Raw genomic sequence first — 16,206 nt, 5'->3', positions numbered from 1 at the left:
ATTATGAGTTATAAAAGATCCACTTTGATGCAAGAGCGTATGGAGCAAAATCGTCAATCGATACTGCAATCCGCGCGCGAACTTATTGCGGGTGGTGGTTTTAAAGATGCACAAGTGCAAGCGATTGCAGATAAATCTGGTGTCTCGAGTGGTTTGGTCTATCGCTATTTTGAGAACAAAAATCAGATTTTGATTGAAGTGCTTTCACAGGCCATCAAAGGTGAGGTCGATATTCTGAATCAGATTGCAAAAAATGATTGGACTTCGACTGAGAAGTTGACAAAGGCCGTCACTGCTTTCGTAAAACGTGCTCTGAATAGCCCTCAACTTGCATATTCACTCATGTTTGAGCCCGTAGACCCAACGATTGAGCATGAACGTTTTAGAAGTAAGCAACTGATAAAACAATCCATTAAGGAGATTCTTGCCGAAGGAAAGGTCAATGGTGAGTTCGAATTTGAAGATTTAAATACAGCTGCATTATGCGTGGTTGGTGCGATGACATTCGTTGTGATTGAACCTTTAAATCCATCGCGTAATGTGATGTTTGATGACGGTTATAAAGGTTATTTCGTTAAGCAAATTGCAGACTTTTGTGTCAATGCAGTTAAGGCAAAGGAGGAAAATTAATTTAATTCACACAAAAGGATGTCATGTTTAAACGAGTAATCGCGTAATTAATAACGAAATATTGGATTGATATAAAAAAATAGAATCAAGGAGTGTGATTCAATGACGCAATTACGACTCAGTTATGCCTATGGCACCAGTGAGCAACCCTTATTGGGTATGACCATAGGCCATAAATTTGATCAAGCATGCCTACAATATGCCGATCAGGATGCTGTGGTCAGTGTGCATCAAAATGTACGTTTGACCTATCAGCAGTTACAAGAGAAAGTAAATGCTTTTGCATGTAGTTTATTAAAAATCGGTTTAGAAAAGGGAGATCGTCTAGCGATTTGGTCCCCTAATTGTGTGGAATGGACGATCGCACAATTTGCAGCCTTCAAGGCTGGAATTATTTTGGTCAACTTAAATCCTGCGTATAAAAGCTACGAGCTAGAATACGTACTCAATCGAGTATCTTGCAAAGGATTGATCATTGCATCGACCTTTAAGACGACCAATTATCAAGAAATTTTGACGCAAATTGCACCAGAAATTTTACATACGACCAATGGCGTTTTAAATGCTGAAAAATTGCCGCATTTAAAGTATTTGATCAAAATAGATGATCAACAACATACTGGGTTTTATCGCTTTAGTGATTTATTGGCTGAACCGACTTCAGAGCAGTTAGATCAACTTAATGAGATAGCATCTGGTCTTCAATTCGATGAAACCATCAATATCCAGTTTACCTCCGGAACGACAGGTAGCCCCAAAGGGACCATGCTGACACACAATAATATTCTGAATAACGGGTATTTTGTGGGAGAGGCAATCAAACTGACTTCTCAAGATCGAGTTTGTATTTCTGTACCGTTATTTCATTGCTTTGGTATGGTGATGGGTAATCTTGCCTGTATTACACATGGATCAACCATGATCTATCCATCAGCTGTATTTAATCCTCTTGATAGTCTTAAAGCGATTGAACAAGAGAAATGTACCGCAGCTTATGGTGTGCCTACCATGTTTATTGCCATGCTTGATCATGAGCAATTTGACGAATTTGATTTGACCACATTACGTACAGGCATCATGGCTGGCAGTCCATGTCCAAAAGAAATCATGAAGCGCGTCATTGAGCGTATGCATATGCGAGATATCACGATTTGTTATGGCATGACTGAAACAGCGCCAGTAAGCGCACAAAGTTCGATCATAGATTCGCTAGAACAACGAGTGAGCACTGTTGGTCGAGTTCATCCACATATCGAAATTAAAATAGTCGATGAACACGGTAAAGTAGTGCCTCGTGGCAAACTCGGAGAGTTGTGTGTACGAGGATACTCAGTCATGCTGGGCTATTGGGATGAAGAAGAAAAAACCCGAGAAGTCGTAGATGTCGCAAAATGGATGCATACCGGTGATATCGCTGAAATGGATGATGAAGGCTTTATCAAAATCAAAGGTCGCATTAAAGATGTTGTGATTCGGGGAGGTGAGAATTTATTCCCTAAAGAGATTGAAGACTTCTTATATAAACATCCGGCTGTTAGCGATGTTCAAGTCATTGGGCTTCCTGACCCGAAATATGGCGAAGAGTTATGTGCTTGTATTATTTTGCATGAAGGACATGAATGTTCTGAACAAGTGATCAAAGATTACTGCAAAGCCAATATCTCACATAATAAAGTGCCACGATATGTACATTTTCTTAAAGAGTTCCCAATGACTGCTTCTGGTAAGGCTCAGAAGTTTAAACTCCAAGAATATATGCGTGAGCAACTCAATATTTTTGATGAGAGTGCTTAATCGTCATTGAGTGATATTTTTAACTTTAAGCAGAAAATAACAAAGCCGAACTTAGTTCACTAAGCTCGGCTTAATTTTAAAAATAGTCGAAGAGTGAGATGGCAAAGAATTTTGATCACCCAAAAATCGTAGAAAACTACGATGTGCATATCAGACAGCTGATACCAGGATATGAACTCATGCATCTACATATACTGGCGCTACTTGAAACTCATCTCAAAGAAGAAGCTAAAATTGCCATTGTCGGGTGCGGAACAGGGTTTGAACTGAATTATTTATTAGATCATTTTCCTAAGGCGGAGTTTATTGTGTTTGATCCATCGTCAGCGATGCTTGAAAAAACAAAACAGATCGTTCAGTTTAAGCAGCAAATGCACCGAGTCATAATTCTGCAAGGTGACACGACGGTGCTCCAGAAATATCCTGAAAATTTTGATGCAGTATTGAGTATTTTGGTTTTTCATTTTGTTTCACATGCATGCAAAAAGAGTTTTTTAGGTGATATTTACCATGCTTTGAAACCAGATGGCGTGGTTCTGAGTTTCGATCTGATGCAATTCGAAGAACCAAATGATCAGTTAGTATTAAAAAATTTGGTGACAAAAATAGGATTAAGTGAAAAACAAAGTCAGGTCATGTTGGAAAGAATACATGATGACTTTAATTTAATGACAGTGAAAGAGATGAAGAATCTATACCTTCAGGCTGGTTATCAAAATTTAAGAACTTTCTGTCAAATGTCTAATTTTTATGGATTAAAAGCAGTAAAGTGATAATTTCATATTTAGAATAACCTATTCATTTTATCTTATATGAAAATCCTACAAATGGTTATATATCTAAAATGAAAAAGGATTATGATAAAAGTATTGTTTTATGAATATAAGGATTGTTCATGACCACAGAGACTCAATTTCCACAAACTTCTAATCGTGGAATCGCGGTATACAGTAATAACGCTGAAGCGATTGGTAATACACCGCTCATTCGCATTAATCGTGTAATACAGGGTGGGGCTACAGTTCTTGCCAAAGTCGAAGCACGTAACCCAGCATTTTCAGTAAAATGCCGTGTTGGTGCTGCTTTGATTGCAGATGCAGAACAACGTGGTGTGCTTAAAGCAGGCATGCATATTGTTGAACCGACGAGTGGTAATACAGGGATTGCGCTAGCTTTTGTTGCTGCTGCTAAAGGTTATGACATCACACTGACTATGCCTGCAAGTATGAGTATCGAGCGCCGTAAAGTACTCAAAGCATTGGGTGCTCATTTAGTATTAACCGATCCAGCTAAAGGGATGAATGGTGCTGTTCAAGAAGCAGAACGTTTAGTTGCTGAGAACCCAGAGCTTTATTATTTACCTCAGCAATTTGAAAACCCAGCAAATCCTGCCATTCATGAAACTACAACTGGACCTGAAATTTTTGAAGCAACGGGTGGTAAGGTTGATATTTTAGTGGCTGGTGTAGGTACGGGAGGTACGATCTCTGGTATTTCGCGTTATTTTGAGAAAGTTAAAAATCAAGCCCTTTACTCAGTTGCAGTTGAACCAGCAGACTCACCAATTATTGGACAAGCGAAGCGTGGCGAAACACTGACTCCGGGACCACATAAAATCCAAGGCATTGGTGCAAACTTTATTCCTAAGAACCTAGATTTAGATTTGGTGGATGAAGTTATCGCGATTGAAAATCAAACTGCAATTGATTTTGCTCGTCAATCTGCAATCAAAGAAGGGATTTTTGTGGGGATTTCAAGTGGTGCAGCATTTGCGGCCGCTCATGAACTTGCTCAACGTCCTGAAAATGCCGGTAAAACCATAGTGGTGATTTTACCTGATGCTGGAGAGCGCTATTTATCTTCAGTTTTATTTGAAGATATCTCAGCAGATTAACGAGAAAATCAAAGCATTCTAAAAAAACGGTCTTCATGGCCGTTTTTTTGTGATTTATTCGATTAAAACAATTTTTAACTCTTCTTAAGTTACCAATCATTTTAAATTTATTACATCACACGACTATTTTCACAGTTTTGAACGCGATATCTTTAAGCGAATTTTTTCTAATAAAAAAATGAATGAACGACTTTAATCATCCTATTTATATTATCGGCGCTGGTGTTGCAGGATTAAGTTGTGCTCAGCATTTAAAATCAGCAGGATTTAATGTTGTTGTTTTAGAAGCACGTGATCGTATAGGTGGGAGAATACATACACAAAACATTGATGGTCATTGTTTTGACCTTGGTGCATCATGGATACATGGTATTGATAATAATCCGATATGGAAAATTGCAGAGTCCAATCGGATCAATACTCAAGTTTTTAATTATGATCAAGTGGATTATTTTCATGCCAATGGTCAGCCATTTACCGAACAAGAGAGCTTAGAATTTGAAAAATGCCTTCGTGATGTTCAGAAGGTTTTTCAAAATAAATCAAAAGAGCAGGATATCTCCGCTTTTGAGCAACTTGAGAATGTTTTAGGAACGATACGTTTTCAACTTCATTATTTTGATCGAGACGTCATCACACAAAAAATTAAGCAGTATTACTCAAGGCTTGCCAATGATCCTTTTGCGACTGATTTAGAGCAATTAGCCCATAATTTTATGGATTTTGAAGGCTACTTCTCAGGCGATGAAGTGATATTTCCAAAAGGTTATGAACAGATTGTTAAAGTTCTGGCTACTGATTTAGAGATTCATACGAATGCAGATATTGTTGAAATCGATCATGACTCTCATCAAGTGCAGATAAAAACAGCATGTGGACAGCTTTACACAGGTTCTCAAGTTGTGGTGACAGTTCCACTCGGTATTTTAAAGCAAGATAAAATTAAGTTTGAGCCGCCTTTGCCTAGTGGATTAGTCCGATCGATTCAAAAGCTGGGTTTTGGATCTTTCAATAAAATATTTATACAATTTTCAAAAGCTCTAGAATTTAATGGGAATGCACTTAAACACAATACGGCATTTTTTTGGGATGAGCGTGAGCTGTATAGTATTTTAGATTTTAGTCGTTTATATAATAAACCGACTTATCTACTTCTCGTTGGAGGTACAAAGTCAGAATGGGTTGATCAAGCAACGGATCAACAGGTGCATGAATATATCAAGAAAATATTGAAGATTTGCATGCACTCCAATGAAATTCAGAACATCATAATTACCCGCTGGGGAAGTGATCCGTTTAGTTTAGGTTCATTTAGTTTTCCAAAAGTTGAACATACTAAAGATGATGTAGAGATCTTTAAAAAAGAGCATCCAGCGCAAGTATATTTTGCAGGTGAACATTGTCATACCGATTATGCAGGCACTGTGCATGGTGCATATCTGTCAGGTCGTGATACTGCTAATTTAATTATTCGTAATGGCTTAAATATAAAGCTGTAACTGATGTACAGTTACAGCTTTATTTAGTTAGTATGAGTGAGTTGAGAAATTAACCTGAACTCACATTAATACATGTCCATATTCTTCGCGAAGTTTTCTTTTTAGCATTTTTCCAGTGCCGCTAAGCGGTATGGCATCGACAAAAATCACTTTATCTGGAGTTTGCCATTTAGCAATTTTATCAGCATAGTAATCAATGAGTTGTTGTTCAGTGATTTGACTATTAGGATGTTTAACGGCGATTAAGACAGGTCTTTCATCCCACTTTGGATGTTGTGCTGCGATGACCGCAGCCATCGCAATTTCTGGGTGACCCATTGCGATATTTTCAAGCTCTACAGAAGAGATCCATTCTCCACCAGATTTAATCAAGTCTTTGGCACGATCACTAATATGCAGATAGCCATCAGCATCTATAGACGCAATATCTCCAGTATCAAACCATCCATCACTGGTCAATGGTGAGTCGGACTGACCAAAGTATTTGTCAACAATCCAATGTCCTTTGATTTGTAAATTACCAATAGTCTCACCATCATGTGGAACAAGATCGGTTCCTATTTCTTCAGACACTAAACGAATCCTGACTCCAAACGGCGGGCGACCTTGGGAAAGACGTAGTTTTGCTTGTTGATCCTGAGAAAGTTGTTTATGTTTAGCTTTGAATTGATTGGCAGTGCCAAGTGGACTAGCTTCAGTCATCCCCCATGCATGAATGGTTTCACAATCATATACATCACGGAATGTGGCTAACATGCTAGGTGGGCAAGCCGAGCCACCAATCACATTACGTTTTAAAGAGGTCAGTGAACTGTTCATTGCTTTTGCAGCGACCAACAAGCTTTGCCAAATGGTAGGAACACCAAGTGCAACAGTCACTTCATATTGATCAATGAGTTTAACTAGACTCTCACCATCAAGACCCGGCCCTGGTAATATAATTGAAGCACCTACCATCGCTGCGGCATAAGGTGTTCCCCATGCATGAACGTGAAACATCGGAACTACAGGTAAAATAATGTCTTTGGCTGACAGATTGAGTGAGTCAGGTAAGCTGGCCGCTAAACTGTGAAGAACAGTTGAGCGATGAGAATAGAGAGCACCTTTAGGATTGCCTGTTGTTCCAGAGGTATAACATAGTGAACTAGCAGTGGTTTCATCAAATTCAGGCCATGTATATTCTGCAGTTTGACCCGCAATTAAATCATCGTAGAACAAGACTTCGGGTAAGGCTTGACGAATCTTTTCATCAGGTGCATCTAAGCAGATGAAATGTTGCACCAGTGGAATATGTGCTTTTATTCCTGTAATCAAAGGTAGGAATGTTTTATCAAAAATAATCGCTTTATCTTGTGCATCATTAATAATGAAAATCAGTTGTTCTGGAAATAATCTTGGGTTAATGGTGTGACAGATTAAGCCACTACCAGAAATAGCATACCAAGCCTCTAAATGACGATGATTGTTCCAAGCTAATGTTGCAATACAATCGCCGTGAATGAGTTTAAGTTCATTTAATGCCTTTGCACCACGTTTAGCATTATCCGATACATCGCCCCAATTGGTTTCGTAAAGTGAGCCATCGGTGTTTTTTGAAACGATCAGGGTGTCTTTATGAAATTCAGCAGCATGTTCTAGTAAACTGCTGATTAATAAAGGTTGAAACATCATACGTCCGTGCATGCAAAGCTCCTGCTATTGATCATTTAAGTTTTTATTTTGAGTTGATTATATTTATGTAAGGTGAGTGCTCACGATTAACGTAACACTCACTGATGACCTAGAAATACACTAAATTATGCAGTCAGTAAAGAACCAACTAATTTACGGATTGAAACCAAAGGTTTACGCTCTGGAATGATGACACCAGCAGTTTTAAGGTCTGACACGAGTTCAGCGCGGAAGTCATTATAGTCAACCTCTGCTGCATGACGTTGACCGCCTTCAAAGTTGTAATGTGGATGATCTAACTCATGCTGAATCGCTTTTTTCATATCAGCAGGACGTTTATATTTTCCTAAGATTTCCTGACATGCCAAATTGGCTTGATGATCTGAAATTGGCCAAATACAACCTAGTGGCTGGAATAAACCAATGAAATAAAGATTGTCATGTTCTGCATGCATCATTTTACGGTAAAGCGGTAATTTTTCAGCATGTTGGAAATCTATAAAATCTTTATCGAAGAAAGGGAAGACGGTCCAGAAACCAGTACAACAACAAATAATATCAAACTCTTGTTGAGTACCATCGACGAATTCTACAATTTTACCATTGAGACGCTTGATCGCTGGTTTTGGTTTGATTTTACCGTGACGCACATAGTCAATGAAGTCAGAGTTCGCCGTTGGATGTTGTGTCAGCATCGGTTTGTCATTTACAGGCAAGCCAAAATCTGCGTAATTTCCACTGAATGCTTTTACCAATTTGGTCAGAATTTTTTGGCGCATTTTGGGCGGAAGTTTTTCCATTGACTTGACGAGTATGTCTGCGGGATGTCCAAACATAAATTTTGGAACAAACCATTGTGGACTGCGCATCGATATATACACATCTTTTGAGACACGTGCTGATTCTACGGCAACATCACAGCCTGAATTACCTGCACCAATGACTAAAATTTTCTTTCCACGCCAGTCGTCATTTACACCTTTAAAATCATGTGAATGCATCCACTTGCCAGTAAATTCACCTTCATACTCAGGGTATTTCGGTTTCCAGTGATGACCATTTGCAACCATTAAATAGTCATATATTTTCTGTTGTTCTTTACCTTGATCATCGGTGTAATCCACCACCCATTTTTTATTTTCATTTTTATGAATATGGTGAATGGTGTGATGAAATTTAATCTTGTCATATACACCAAAATGTTTGGCATAATTTTCAAAATACTGCTGTAGATGATCATGTCGTGGATAATCAGGGTAACTGTCTGGCATTGGATAATCTTCATATTCAGACATTGTACGCGAGCTAATAATGTGTGTATTCTCATAGACTGAAGAATGACCAGTTTTAGAATTAAACACCCAATTCCCACCGACTTTGTCATTTTTCTCGAAGATATCGTATGCAATACCATTTTGTTGACAATTTTTAGCAGCCGTAATTCCTGACGGACCTGCACCAATGATACAGACTGTGTTCATATTCATATCCTTGAATGATGTTCTTTTTATTCATAACCAACTATAGTTGGTTTTATGACTATAATCGATTTATTTTTAAACAGCAAGACAGGGGATTTTTTTAAATGCTTTTTGATGAAATTAAGCTTCCTGTACAAAAAAGAAGTAAAGCAAGGTTAGAACTTGTACTAGAAACAACAAAGAAAATATTAGAAGAACAAGGCATCAATCACTGTACTATTCCCGAAATTGCAGCACAGTCCGATCTTCCTAAGATTACGATTTATCAATACTTTCCAACAGTTAATCATTTGTTCAGCATATTGGTAAAACGTTATTTAGATGAACTGCAGGCCTATGTTTTGTTTAAAAATGAGTGCTATCAAACTTGGTCAACACGTGATATTTGTTTTGATCTAATTTCTAAGGTGGCTGAGTTCTACAATTCAAATCCTGCTGCAAGTATTTTGATTTTGGGTGGGCCAGTACATGTTGATGGTTTTAATTTACAGGAAATCGTCATTGAGAAGATTGCTCATGATTTACAAGCGGTATTTGAGCAGAAAGTACATCCGCTGAAATTGAATAGAAAAGAGGAAGCGGTGTATTTGGTTGAAATGGTTTTTTCATTAATGAAACACAGCTACTATCAGCATCAACAAGTCACTGATGACATTCTAAAAGAATGCCATTTCATCAGTGAATTTTACTTAAGCAGTAAGGGATATAACTACCAACTTTAAAAGTTTATTTTAGTTTTTCCAAAAAATGTTGATGCGCTGCGATGAGTTGATCAAAAACGGGCGAATGGAATAGATCGAAGTGACCGCAGACGAACTCACGATATTCACCTTGTTTTAGTTTTTGTGCGAGTTTACGTGTTGCTTTGATAGGAATAAGTGAATCTAGTTCCGCACCTGACACAAAAACAGGGCATTGAATTTTATGAACGATCATTGTTGGTCGGTATAAACCAATAGTTGCAACGATTCGAGCTGGTACAGCATTTTTCCAATGCATCCCATCTGGGATCAGTCGATAATAGGCATCATAGCAATCTTCACCCGCCAAAATAGCAAACCGATCTTTTGCAACTACAGGCATGGTTTTGACTCTACCTATTTTTGCTAGGGCTAAATCTTGTAATGCAATCATGGTTGCAGGCAATAAATATTTTTTCGGATACAGCGTCAAGCTCGCTAAACCATCAACGTGTGGAAAATTAGAGATCACTGCTTTAAAGGTGTGTTCACTTGCTAATGTTAGAACATGCGCACCACTGAACGAATACCCCCATAAAATGATATTTTTTTTCGAGATGTAGAATCGGGTTTGAATATAGTCGATAACGACTTTCCAATCCTGAAGTTGACTATTTTTATCAACAAGATGCTGAACAGGACCACTGCTTAATCCAAAACCAGAATGATCAAATACGCATACGTTATATCCCAATTCAGCATAAGCTTCAGCGAAAGAGTTTAAGCCACAGCTTTTTTCTCCACCCAAGCCATGAGCCATAATGATGATACTAGAATCTTTTGTGATCGGCACTGGCATATAAAAATCCGCTTGGATTTGATAGTTGCCATTCGGAATAAGTAATTCTTGAGTTTGCATCGTGGTTTTCCTTAACACTTTTTTATTTTTAAAACCCAACTCAGGTTGGTTTAAGCATATCGTTATGCAGTATAAAAGTCTATTTGATGTCAAATCGTTCAGAAAGTTTTAAGCCTGATTGATTTAAATACATTTTTATTCGATGTATTCGTATGAGTTTTTTCTATCGCAAGCAATGTTTCGCCTTAATCTTGAGCTATTTCATTTTGGTCAATCTATTTCCAGTACATGGTGCAGTCGACATGAAATTGATTCAATTAGGCTTAAATTCAAAAGGAGTGTTCTATTTAAAAGATGCATTTTGGCCAAGTGTGGTCGGGCATGAATGGGTTAAATATGTGCTAATCGCGATGTACTGCAGTATGCTGATATCTGCAGTCATGGTTGCTCATCCCAAATCGAGAAATCAACGTTTGGAAACCTCTAAAAATTACATCACAATTTTTGCAGTTGCTTTAATTTCAATTATTTTAATAGCGTTGTTCAAATCACAGTCGAACTTGATGTGTCCATGGGATGCAGCTCAACCTCAGGGAATGACAGTTGTCTGGAGTCTCAGTAGTAAAGTTGGGCATTGTTTTCCTGGAGGTCATGCTTCTGCAGGTTTTGCATTATTGAGTGGGTATTTTGTGTTCAGGAGCAAAAAAAGCAAATTAGCTCAATTTTACTTATTGAGTGCAATTCTCTTGGGAATGCTTATGGGATGGACGCAAATGCTTAGAGGTGCACATTTTTTTAGTCATAATCTTTGGACAGGTTGGTTGATTTGGATGTTCAATGTCGTAATATTTAGTCTAAAAGATAAGGTTAAATTAGCCTAAGCAATTAATGTAGTTTAATTTCCACTCTCACCAATAAACCACCTAATTGAGGGCTGCGATCAAAGATAAGATTACCCCCCATACGTTCTACCGCTTTTTCAACAATTGATAAACCTAAGCCACTACCAATTTCTTGATGTTGCTCAACTCGATAAAATCTTTTTTTAATACGTTCATAGAGATCTGCTGAAATTCCTGGGCCACTATCTTCCACTTGAATGATCGCTATATCATTCTCTTGAAATGTCGAAACATTAATGATGCCATTGGGAGGCGTGTATTTAATCGCATTCTCTATTAAGTTGGTTAATATTGAATCTATAGCAGATGAGTAATTTATAATTTGAACGTGTTCATAACGTTCCATACCTAAATCGATTTCTTTGGCTAAGGCTAAATGAATCAATTGTTCAATAGATTGATAAGCACGTTCATCTAACCGAATACTCATTTTTTTCTCGTTACTGGCATTCAATGAATCTTGTTGAGCGAGATTTAAAAGCTGTCCGACCAAATGCTGAGTTCGATGTAAACCATTATTCATTTTGATTAACGATTCGTGATGGGGGAGCTCTTTGAGTAAAATTTTAGTTTGAAGATTTAATGCTGTAATTGGTGTTCTTAATTCGTGAGCGGCGTCTGCAATAAATTGTTTTTGTTCTTGTTGGGCATCAGAGATCCTTTGAAATAATTGATTGATCGCTTGAATGCTGGGTACTAGCTCAATAGGGTACTGTTGAGGGTCAATTACGGTCAGCTCATTTGGTTTACGTGTACTTAATTCGGATTTAAATTGCTCAAATGGAGCAAAATTTCTTCTAATTATAAAACCTAAGCCATAAATCGCGAAAGGCATAATGATTAAATAAGGTAAAAACATGTTGATTGCGAGCTCTATGGCTAAAGCTTGTCGAACAGAGTCTTGTTGGCTCACTTGGACTTGAACAGTTTTCAATGGAATCACATAGGTATGCCATTTACCATAATGATTAGTGTGATGATAAAAACCTGACTTAGCAACTGGCTCAACCAACTGTTTAAACTTTTCGTGTAAATGTGATTGTTGGTCATAGGCCCAAACATCTACAAATAAATCTTCTTCATGGTACTGTTTTAAATGTGAAAATTTACTCTTTATAGGATCTGGATTAAATTTTGCAACGCGCTCTGCCAGATTTTTCAGCTGAGCATCAAGTATTTCATTTGTTTCTTCTAAAGCTGTTCTATAGGCTGAAAAAACCAATATACATCCCATTACCACACTAAAAATTGATGTAAATACAACAAGTTGCTTTTGTAAAGAGTAGGGTTGCGTCATGTATCAATTCTTGTTTTATGGTGTAGGCTGACCTAGCCGATAACCTAATCCTCGCACATTACGAATAAAATTTTTACCTAATTTTGAGCGTATGCGATGAATATAGACTTCAATGGTATTACTGCTGATTTCATTTTCAATATCATACAGTTTTTCTTCAAGATTAGACTTCGAAAAAATCTTATTTGGATAAGTTAAGAGTGGAATTAATAAAGCCCACTCACGGTTTGAAAACTCAACCGTCTGATTTTCAAAACTCGCGATATGTTGTTCAAGATCTAACCTGAGTCCGCCAAATTCTAAAATTTGTTTTATCTGGGGTGTATTTTGTTGAGATGCACGTCTGAGTATGGCGTGAATACGCGCTAATAACTCCTCAAACTCGTATGGTTTTACTAGATAATCATCAGCGCCTTGATTTAATCCATCGATACGGTGCTGAAGTTGATCTCTTGCTGAAATAATGAGTACAGGAATTGAAGGAAATAGTGAGCGAAGATGTTTGAGTACTTGCATGCCATCCATCATAGGTAATCCAAGATCGAGCAGCACTAAATCAAATGCTTGTTGATTTAATTGTTTTAAGCCATCGATGCCATTATTGACCCAGACTACTTCAAATGATTGATATTGGAGCAACTTTTGAGATGACTCTGCAATCATAAAGTCATCTTCAATCATCAGGATTTTATTCATATTAGGCTCTGTTCTATAATTGAGGTTTGCATTGTTGGCTGAGGTCTAATGCGGGTTGTAATGTTGTAGTATGAATATTTAATAAACTTAGCATGGTGTGAAAGACATTGTCTTGGCTTAGTACATCATTTTTCCGAGATTCAATGCATCGTACAGTTGACGCTTGATGTTTTCGCCATGCTGTTGAAAACCACATGATCATCGGAACATGAGTTTGTTGTGATGGTGCAATTTGATAAGGGGCGCCATGTAAATACATTCCATGTTCACCCGTGGATTCACCATGATCTGATAAATACCATAAAGCGGATTGAAATTGAGTTTGTTTGTTTAATAAATTGATTGTCGAAGCGAGAATATGGTCTGTATATACAATTGAATTATCATATGTATTGATCAGAGCTTGTTGACTACATCCCTGAATTGCGCTGGTGTTACAGGTCGGCTGAAAGGGTGTGTATTGATGAGTGGACCGTTTATAGTAAGCTGGGCCGTGACTTCCCATTTGATGGAGTACGATAAGTCTTGGCGTTTTATCATTTTTGGGAATGGCTTGAATATAGGCATTAAGGCTATCAATCAATATTTCATCTTTACATTCACCCTTAGAATCGCACCATTGCTTACGAATAGATTCGGGAATTTCATAACGCTCAACCCGATTACAAACCTCTTTGCATCCTGAATTGTTATTGATCCACGTTACTTTGTAGCCCGCGCGTTGAATAATATCGAGTAAGTTCTCCCGTTGTCTTGCGACTTTTTCTGTATATGCTTGTCGAGTCATACCAGAAAATAAACAAGGTACGGATACCGCCGTTGCAGTACCACAGGAACTGACGTTACGAAAATTGATTATATTTAATTTGCGTAATTCTGGATTTGTAGCTCGATCATATCCATTCAACTGAAAACTTTCTGCACGTGCTGTTTCTCCTATCACTAAAACCATCAGTTTTGGAGTTTGATGGGTCGCCGTTTGAATAAATTGGTGTGCATCACGTCCGTAGGGGTGAATAGTCGTATTTTTGGGAGGTTGAAGATGTTTATAATAACTGAAGGACGCTGCAACGACGTTTTGAGGACTGATCATCCCTTTCAACTCTCTGTTTTCTCTAAAAATAGCTGCATAGTCAACATAATATAAATAAGCGCAACCTAACACTAAAACTAAACTGATTGCACTGTGTAACATTTTCCTGCAAAGGGTATGAGAAAACGTTGATTTTTTGATATTCACCCAATAAATAAAATAAAGAGGAACCAAAATAAAAAATAGGACCCAAACAACTAATCTTATATTTATCAGATCAAGTGCTTCCATCGTATTGGTTTGCATCAGATTTTGAATCTGATCAGCATTGATAATAATGCCTAAATTATTTACAAAATATGCGGACATACCGCCTAATACAATCCAGATACCTGCAAATATCTTTACGTTCGATCTCCAATGAATAAGATTGAAAATAAAAAAATAAGCGGCTGTGATTAAAACAGTTGAGCCTAGTAAAAAAAGAATTGCTGGATAACCTTGATAAGGTGTGAGTGAAGTAAGTTGTTTGTAGAACGCAATATTTAAACCAATGCCAACCCATACTGAGAGTACTAAATTGAATAGTGCTAGGCTTATCGTTGGTTTTTTCCATTGCTGAATGATAGATGTGTAGCGCATACGATGAGTTCTAATATTTAACTACGCTGAGATTAGGTTTTATTTCTTAAAATTTACTGAATAAATGATTGAAGTCTAGGGCATAAAAAAAACCAGACTGGTGGAGCAATCTGGCAAAGCGTCAAGATGAGTCACCCGTGACAAGTGATGTTTCCTGAGTTCAGGTTTAAGTTGTTCTGAACTTAAGCCTGAATAAATTCAGCCACAGCCTGGTTAAACGCCTGTGGTTGTTCAACATTCGAAATGTGCGAAGCATTAATCTCAACAAGTTGACTACCCGCAATCGCTGCTTGCATAAACTGACCATCTGCCACAGTGGTCACAGGGTCTTGTTGACCTGCAATAATCAATACAGGAATCGAAATCTGTTTGAGTTGTTCACGTACATCCGCCTTAGCCAAAGCTTCACAGCAGCTTGCATAACCTTCAGGGCTGCCAGCTCCTAAGTCGTTTGAAAGTTTTTCAATCACTGCTGGGTTGCTTTGGATAAAGGGATCTGTAAACCAACGACCTGCAGCCGTTGATGCAATCGGTGCTAAACCTTGTTCACGAACCAATACGGCACGATCATTCCAAGCATTTTCATTGCCAATTTTAGCGGCGGTATTACACACAATCACATGACTAAAGCGTTGAGGATGATTGATCGCTAACCATTGGCCTGTCAAACCACCCATCGAAATACCACAGAATGCAGCTTTATCAACATTTAAATGGTCGAGTAAATTCACCACATCTTGACCAAGTTGATCAATGGTATATGGACCTTGAGGCGCGTCTGATGCACCATGACCACGCGTGTCATAACAAATCACATAATGAGAAGCTTTAAAAAACTCAATTTGTGATTGCCACATGCTGAAATTTGTCCCTAAAGAGTTAGAGAAAACAAGAGCAGGCTTGCTTGAATCACCAAAAGTTTGATAATTGATTTGCGCATCATTTGAAGAAAAAGTAGGCATAGAATCCCTCCCGACCTCCCTTGATAAAAGGGAGGGGGTTTTTAATAGTTAAACACGTTCAATAATTAAAGCGATGCCTTGACCCACACCGATACACATAGAGCACAATGCATATTTGCCACCAGTTGCTTCAAGTTGATTCAGTGCAGTCGTCACCAAACGCGCA

General features: G+C 37.9%; 15 protein-coding genes. 7 read left to right on the top strand and 8 right to left on the bottom strand.

From position 1 onward, the window contains the following. Positions 1–3 precede the first annotated feature (3 nt). The 5 genes from AC1M9A_RS12970 (at position 4) to AC1M9A_RS12950 (ending at position 5,817) form a co-directional block, all read left to right on the top strand. Entirely contained in the window at positions 4–630 is a 627-nt protein-coding gene (locus AC1M9A_RS12970; RefSeq protein WP_092768402.1) for a TetR/AcrR family transcriptional regulator, read from the top strand. A 102-nt stretch (positions 631–732) separates the two neighbouring features. After that, positions 733–2,424 carry an AMP-binding protein gene (locus AC1M9A_RS12965; protein ID WP_481610363.1) on the top strand — a complete coding sequence of 564 codons (1,692 nt, stop codon included), beginning with the start codon at positions 733–735 and terminating at the stop codon, positions 2,422–2,424. A 98-nt stretch (positions 2,425–2,522) separates the two neighbouring features. Continuing rightward, a complete protein-coding gene (locus tag AC1M9A_RS12960; protein WP_481610362.1) occupies positions 2,523–3,197 on the top strand; it encodes a class I SAM-dependent methyltransferase in 675 nt (224 codons plus the stop codon). 122 nt (positions 3,198–3,319) lie between these two features. Next, positions 3,320–4,318 (top strand): cysteine synthase A, encoded by a 999-nt coding sequence (cysK, locus tag AC1M9A_RS12955; RefSeq protein WP_481610361.1) that lies wholly within the window; start codon positions 3,320–3,322, stop codon positions 4,316–4,318. Positions 4,319–4,500: 182 nt separating this feature from the next. Next, the gene (locus AC1M9A_RS12950) at positions 4,501–5,817 is read left to right on the top strand and encodes a flavin monoamine oxidase family protein (RefSeq protein ID WP_481610360.1); all 1,317 of its coding nucleotides are present in this window, start codon (positions 4,501–4,503) and stop codon (positions 5,815–5,817) included. A 60-nt stretch (positions 5,818–5,877) separates the two neighbouring features. On the opposite strand, the gene AC1M9A_RS12945 is transcribed toward AC1M9A_RS12950, so the two are convergent. Together AC1M9A_RS12945 and AC1M9A_RS12940 are read right to left on the bottom strand one after the other, a co-directional pair. Next, positions 5,878–7,500 (bottom strand): long-chain-fatty-acid--CoA ligase, encoded by a 1,623-nt coding sequence (locus tag AC1M9A_RS12945; protein WP_481610359.1) that lies wholly within the window; start codon positions 7,498–7,500, stop codon positions 5,878–5,880. A gap of 113 nt (positions 7,501–7,613) precedes the next feature. After that, entirely contained in the window at positions 7,614–8,969 is a 1,356-nt protein-coding gene (locus AC1M9A_RS12940; protein ID WP_213032621.1) for a flavin-containing monooxygenase, read from the bottom strand. A gap of 104 nt (positions 8,970–9,073) precedes the next feature. On the opposite strand from AC1M9A_RS12940, the gene AC1M9A_RS12935 reads away from it, so the two are divergent. Next, on the top strand, positions 9,074–9,691 hold the full coding sequence (locus AC1M9A_RS12935; RefSeq protein WP_481610358.1) for a TetR/AcrR family transcriptional regulator: 618 nt from the start codon (positions 9,074–9,076) through the stop codon (positions 9,689–9,691). 4 nt (positions 9,692–9,695) lie between these two features. Here the strand turns inward: AC1M9A_RS12935 and AC1M9A_RS12930 are convergent, their stop codons facing one another. Then, entirely contained in the window at positions 9,696–10,568 is an 873-nt protein-coding gene (locus AC1M9A_RS12930; RefSeq protein WP_481589522.1) for an alpha/beta hydrolase, read from the bottom strand. 242 nt (positions 10,569–10,810) lie between these two features. Here AC1M9A_RS12930 and AC1M9A_RS12925 point away from each other — a divergent pair, with 242 nt between their 5' ends. Next, entirely contained in the window at positions 10,811–11,389 is a 579-nt protein-coding gene (locus AC1M9A_RS12925; protein WP_481598005.1) for a phosphatase PAP2 family protein, read from the top strand. 4 nt (positions 11,390–11,393) lie between these two features. Here the strand turns inward: AC1M9A_RS12925 and AC1M9A_RS12920 are convergent, their stop codons facing one another. The 5 genes from AC1M9A_RS12920 to AC1M9A_RS12900 form a co-directional block, all read right to left on the bottom strand. Beyond that, on the bottom strand, positions 11,394–12,707 hold the full coding sequence (locus AC1M9A_RS12920) for an ATP-binding protein (protein WP_481610357.1): 1,314 nt from the start codon (positions 12,705–12,707) through the stop codon (positions 11,394–11,396). A gap of 15 nt (positions 12,708–12,722) precedes the next feature. Then, a complete protein-coding gene (locus AC1M9A_RS12915) occupies positions 12,723–13,403 on the bottom strand; it encodes a response regulator transcription factor (RefSeq protein WP_092768381.1) in 681 nt (226 codons plus the stop codon). Positions 13,404–13,416: 13 nt separating this feature from the next. Continuing rightward, complete coding sequence (locus AC1M9A_RS12910) at positions 13,417–15,078, bottom strand: phosphoethanolamine transferase (protein WP_481610356.1); 1,662 nt, start codon at positions 15,076–15,078, stop codon at positions 13,417–13,419. Between the two features lie 182 nt (positions 15,079–15,260). Next, entirely contained in the window at positions 15,261–16,040 is a 780-nt protein-coding gene (pcaD, locus tag AC1M9A_RS12905) for a 3-oxoadipate enol-lactonase (protein ID WP_481610355.1), read from the bottom strand. Between the two features lie 48 nt (positions 16,041–16,088). After that, positions 16,089–16,206, bottom strand: a 118-nt coding sequence (locus AC1M9A_RS12900) for a hypothetical protein (protein ID WP_481610377.1), incomplete at its 5' end; no start/stop codon positions are given.

This window comes from Acinetobacter sp. ANC_7634, assembly GCF_056779875.1.
Note: the sequence above shows the minus strand (reverse complement) of the source record. Positions and strands in the feature narration are given on the sequence as shown.

Bases quoted from the DNA above. Each gene is read 5' to 3' on its own strand.
- AC1M9A_RS12910 (WP_481610356.1), bottom strand. From the start codon at position 15,078: ATGCGCTACACATCTATCATTCAGCAATGGAAAAAACCAACGATAAGC.
- pcaD (WP_481610355.1), bottom strand. From the start codon at position 16,040: ATGCCTACTTTTTCTTCAAATGATGCGCAAATCAATTATCAAACTTTT.
- AC1M9A_RS12960 (WP_481610362.1), top strand. From the start codon at position 2,523: ATGGCAAAGAATTTTGATCACCCAAAAATCGTAGAAAACTACGATGTG.
- AC1M9A_RS12940 (WP_213032621.1), bottom strand. From the start codon at position 8,969: ATGAACACAGTCTGTATCATTGGTGCAGGTCCGTCAGGAATTACGGCT.
- AC1M9A_RS12935 (WP_481610358.1), top strand. From the start codon at position 9,074: ATGCTTTTTGATGAAATTAAGCTTCCTGTACAAAAAAGAAGTAAAGCA.
- AC1M9A_RS12915 (WP_092768381.1), bottom strand. From the start codon at position 13,403: ATGAATAAAATCCTGATGATTGAAGATGACTTTATGATTGCAGAGTCA.
- AC1M9A_RS12920 (WP_481610357.1), bottom strand. From the start codon at position 12,707: ATGACGCAACCCTACTCTTTACAAAAGCAACTTGTTGTATTTACATCA.
- AC1M9A_RS12930 (WP_481589522.1), bottom strand. From the start codon at position 10,568: ATGCAAACTCAAGAATTACTTATTCCGAATGGCAACTATCAAATCCAA.
- AC1M9A_RS12970 (WP_092768402.1), top strand. From the start codon at position 4: ATGAGTTATAAAAGATCCACTTTGATGCAAGAGCGTATGGAGCAAAAT.
- AC1M9A_RS12945 (WP_481610359.1), bottom strand. From the start codon at position 7,500: ATGCACGGACGTATGATGTTTCAACCTTTATTAATCAGCAGTTTACTA.
- cysK (WP_481610361.1), top strand. From the start codon at position 3,320: ATGACCACAGAGACTCAATTTCCACAAACTTCTAATCGTGGAATCGCG.
- AC1M9A_RS12950 (WP_481610360.1), top strand. From the start codon at position 4,501: ATGAACGACTTTAATCATCCTATTTATATTATCGGCGCTGGTGTTGCA.
- AC1M9A_RS12965 (WP_481610363.1), top strand. From the start codon at position 733: ATGACGCAATTACGACTCAGTTATGCCTATGGCACCAGTGAGCAACCC.
- AC1M9A_RS12925 (WP_481598005.1), top strand. From the start codon at position 10,811: ATGAAATTGATTCAATTAGGCTTAAATTCAAAAGGAGTGTTCTATTTA.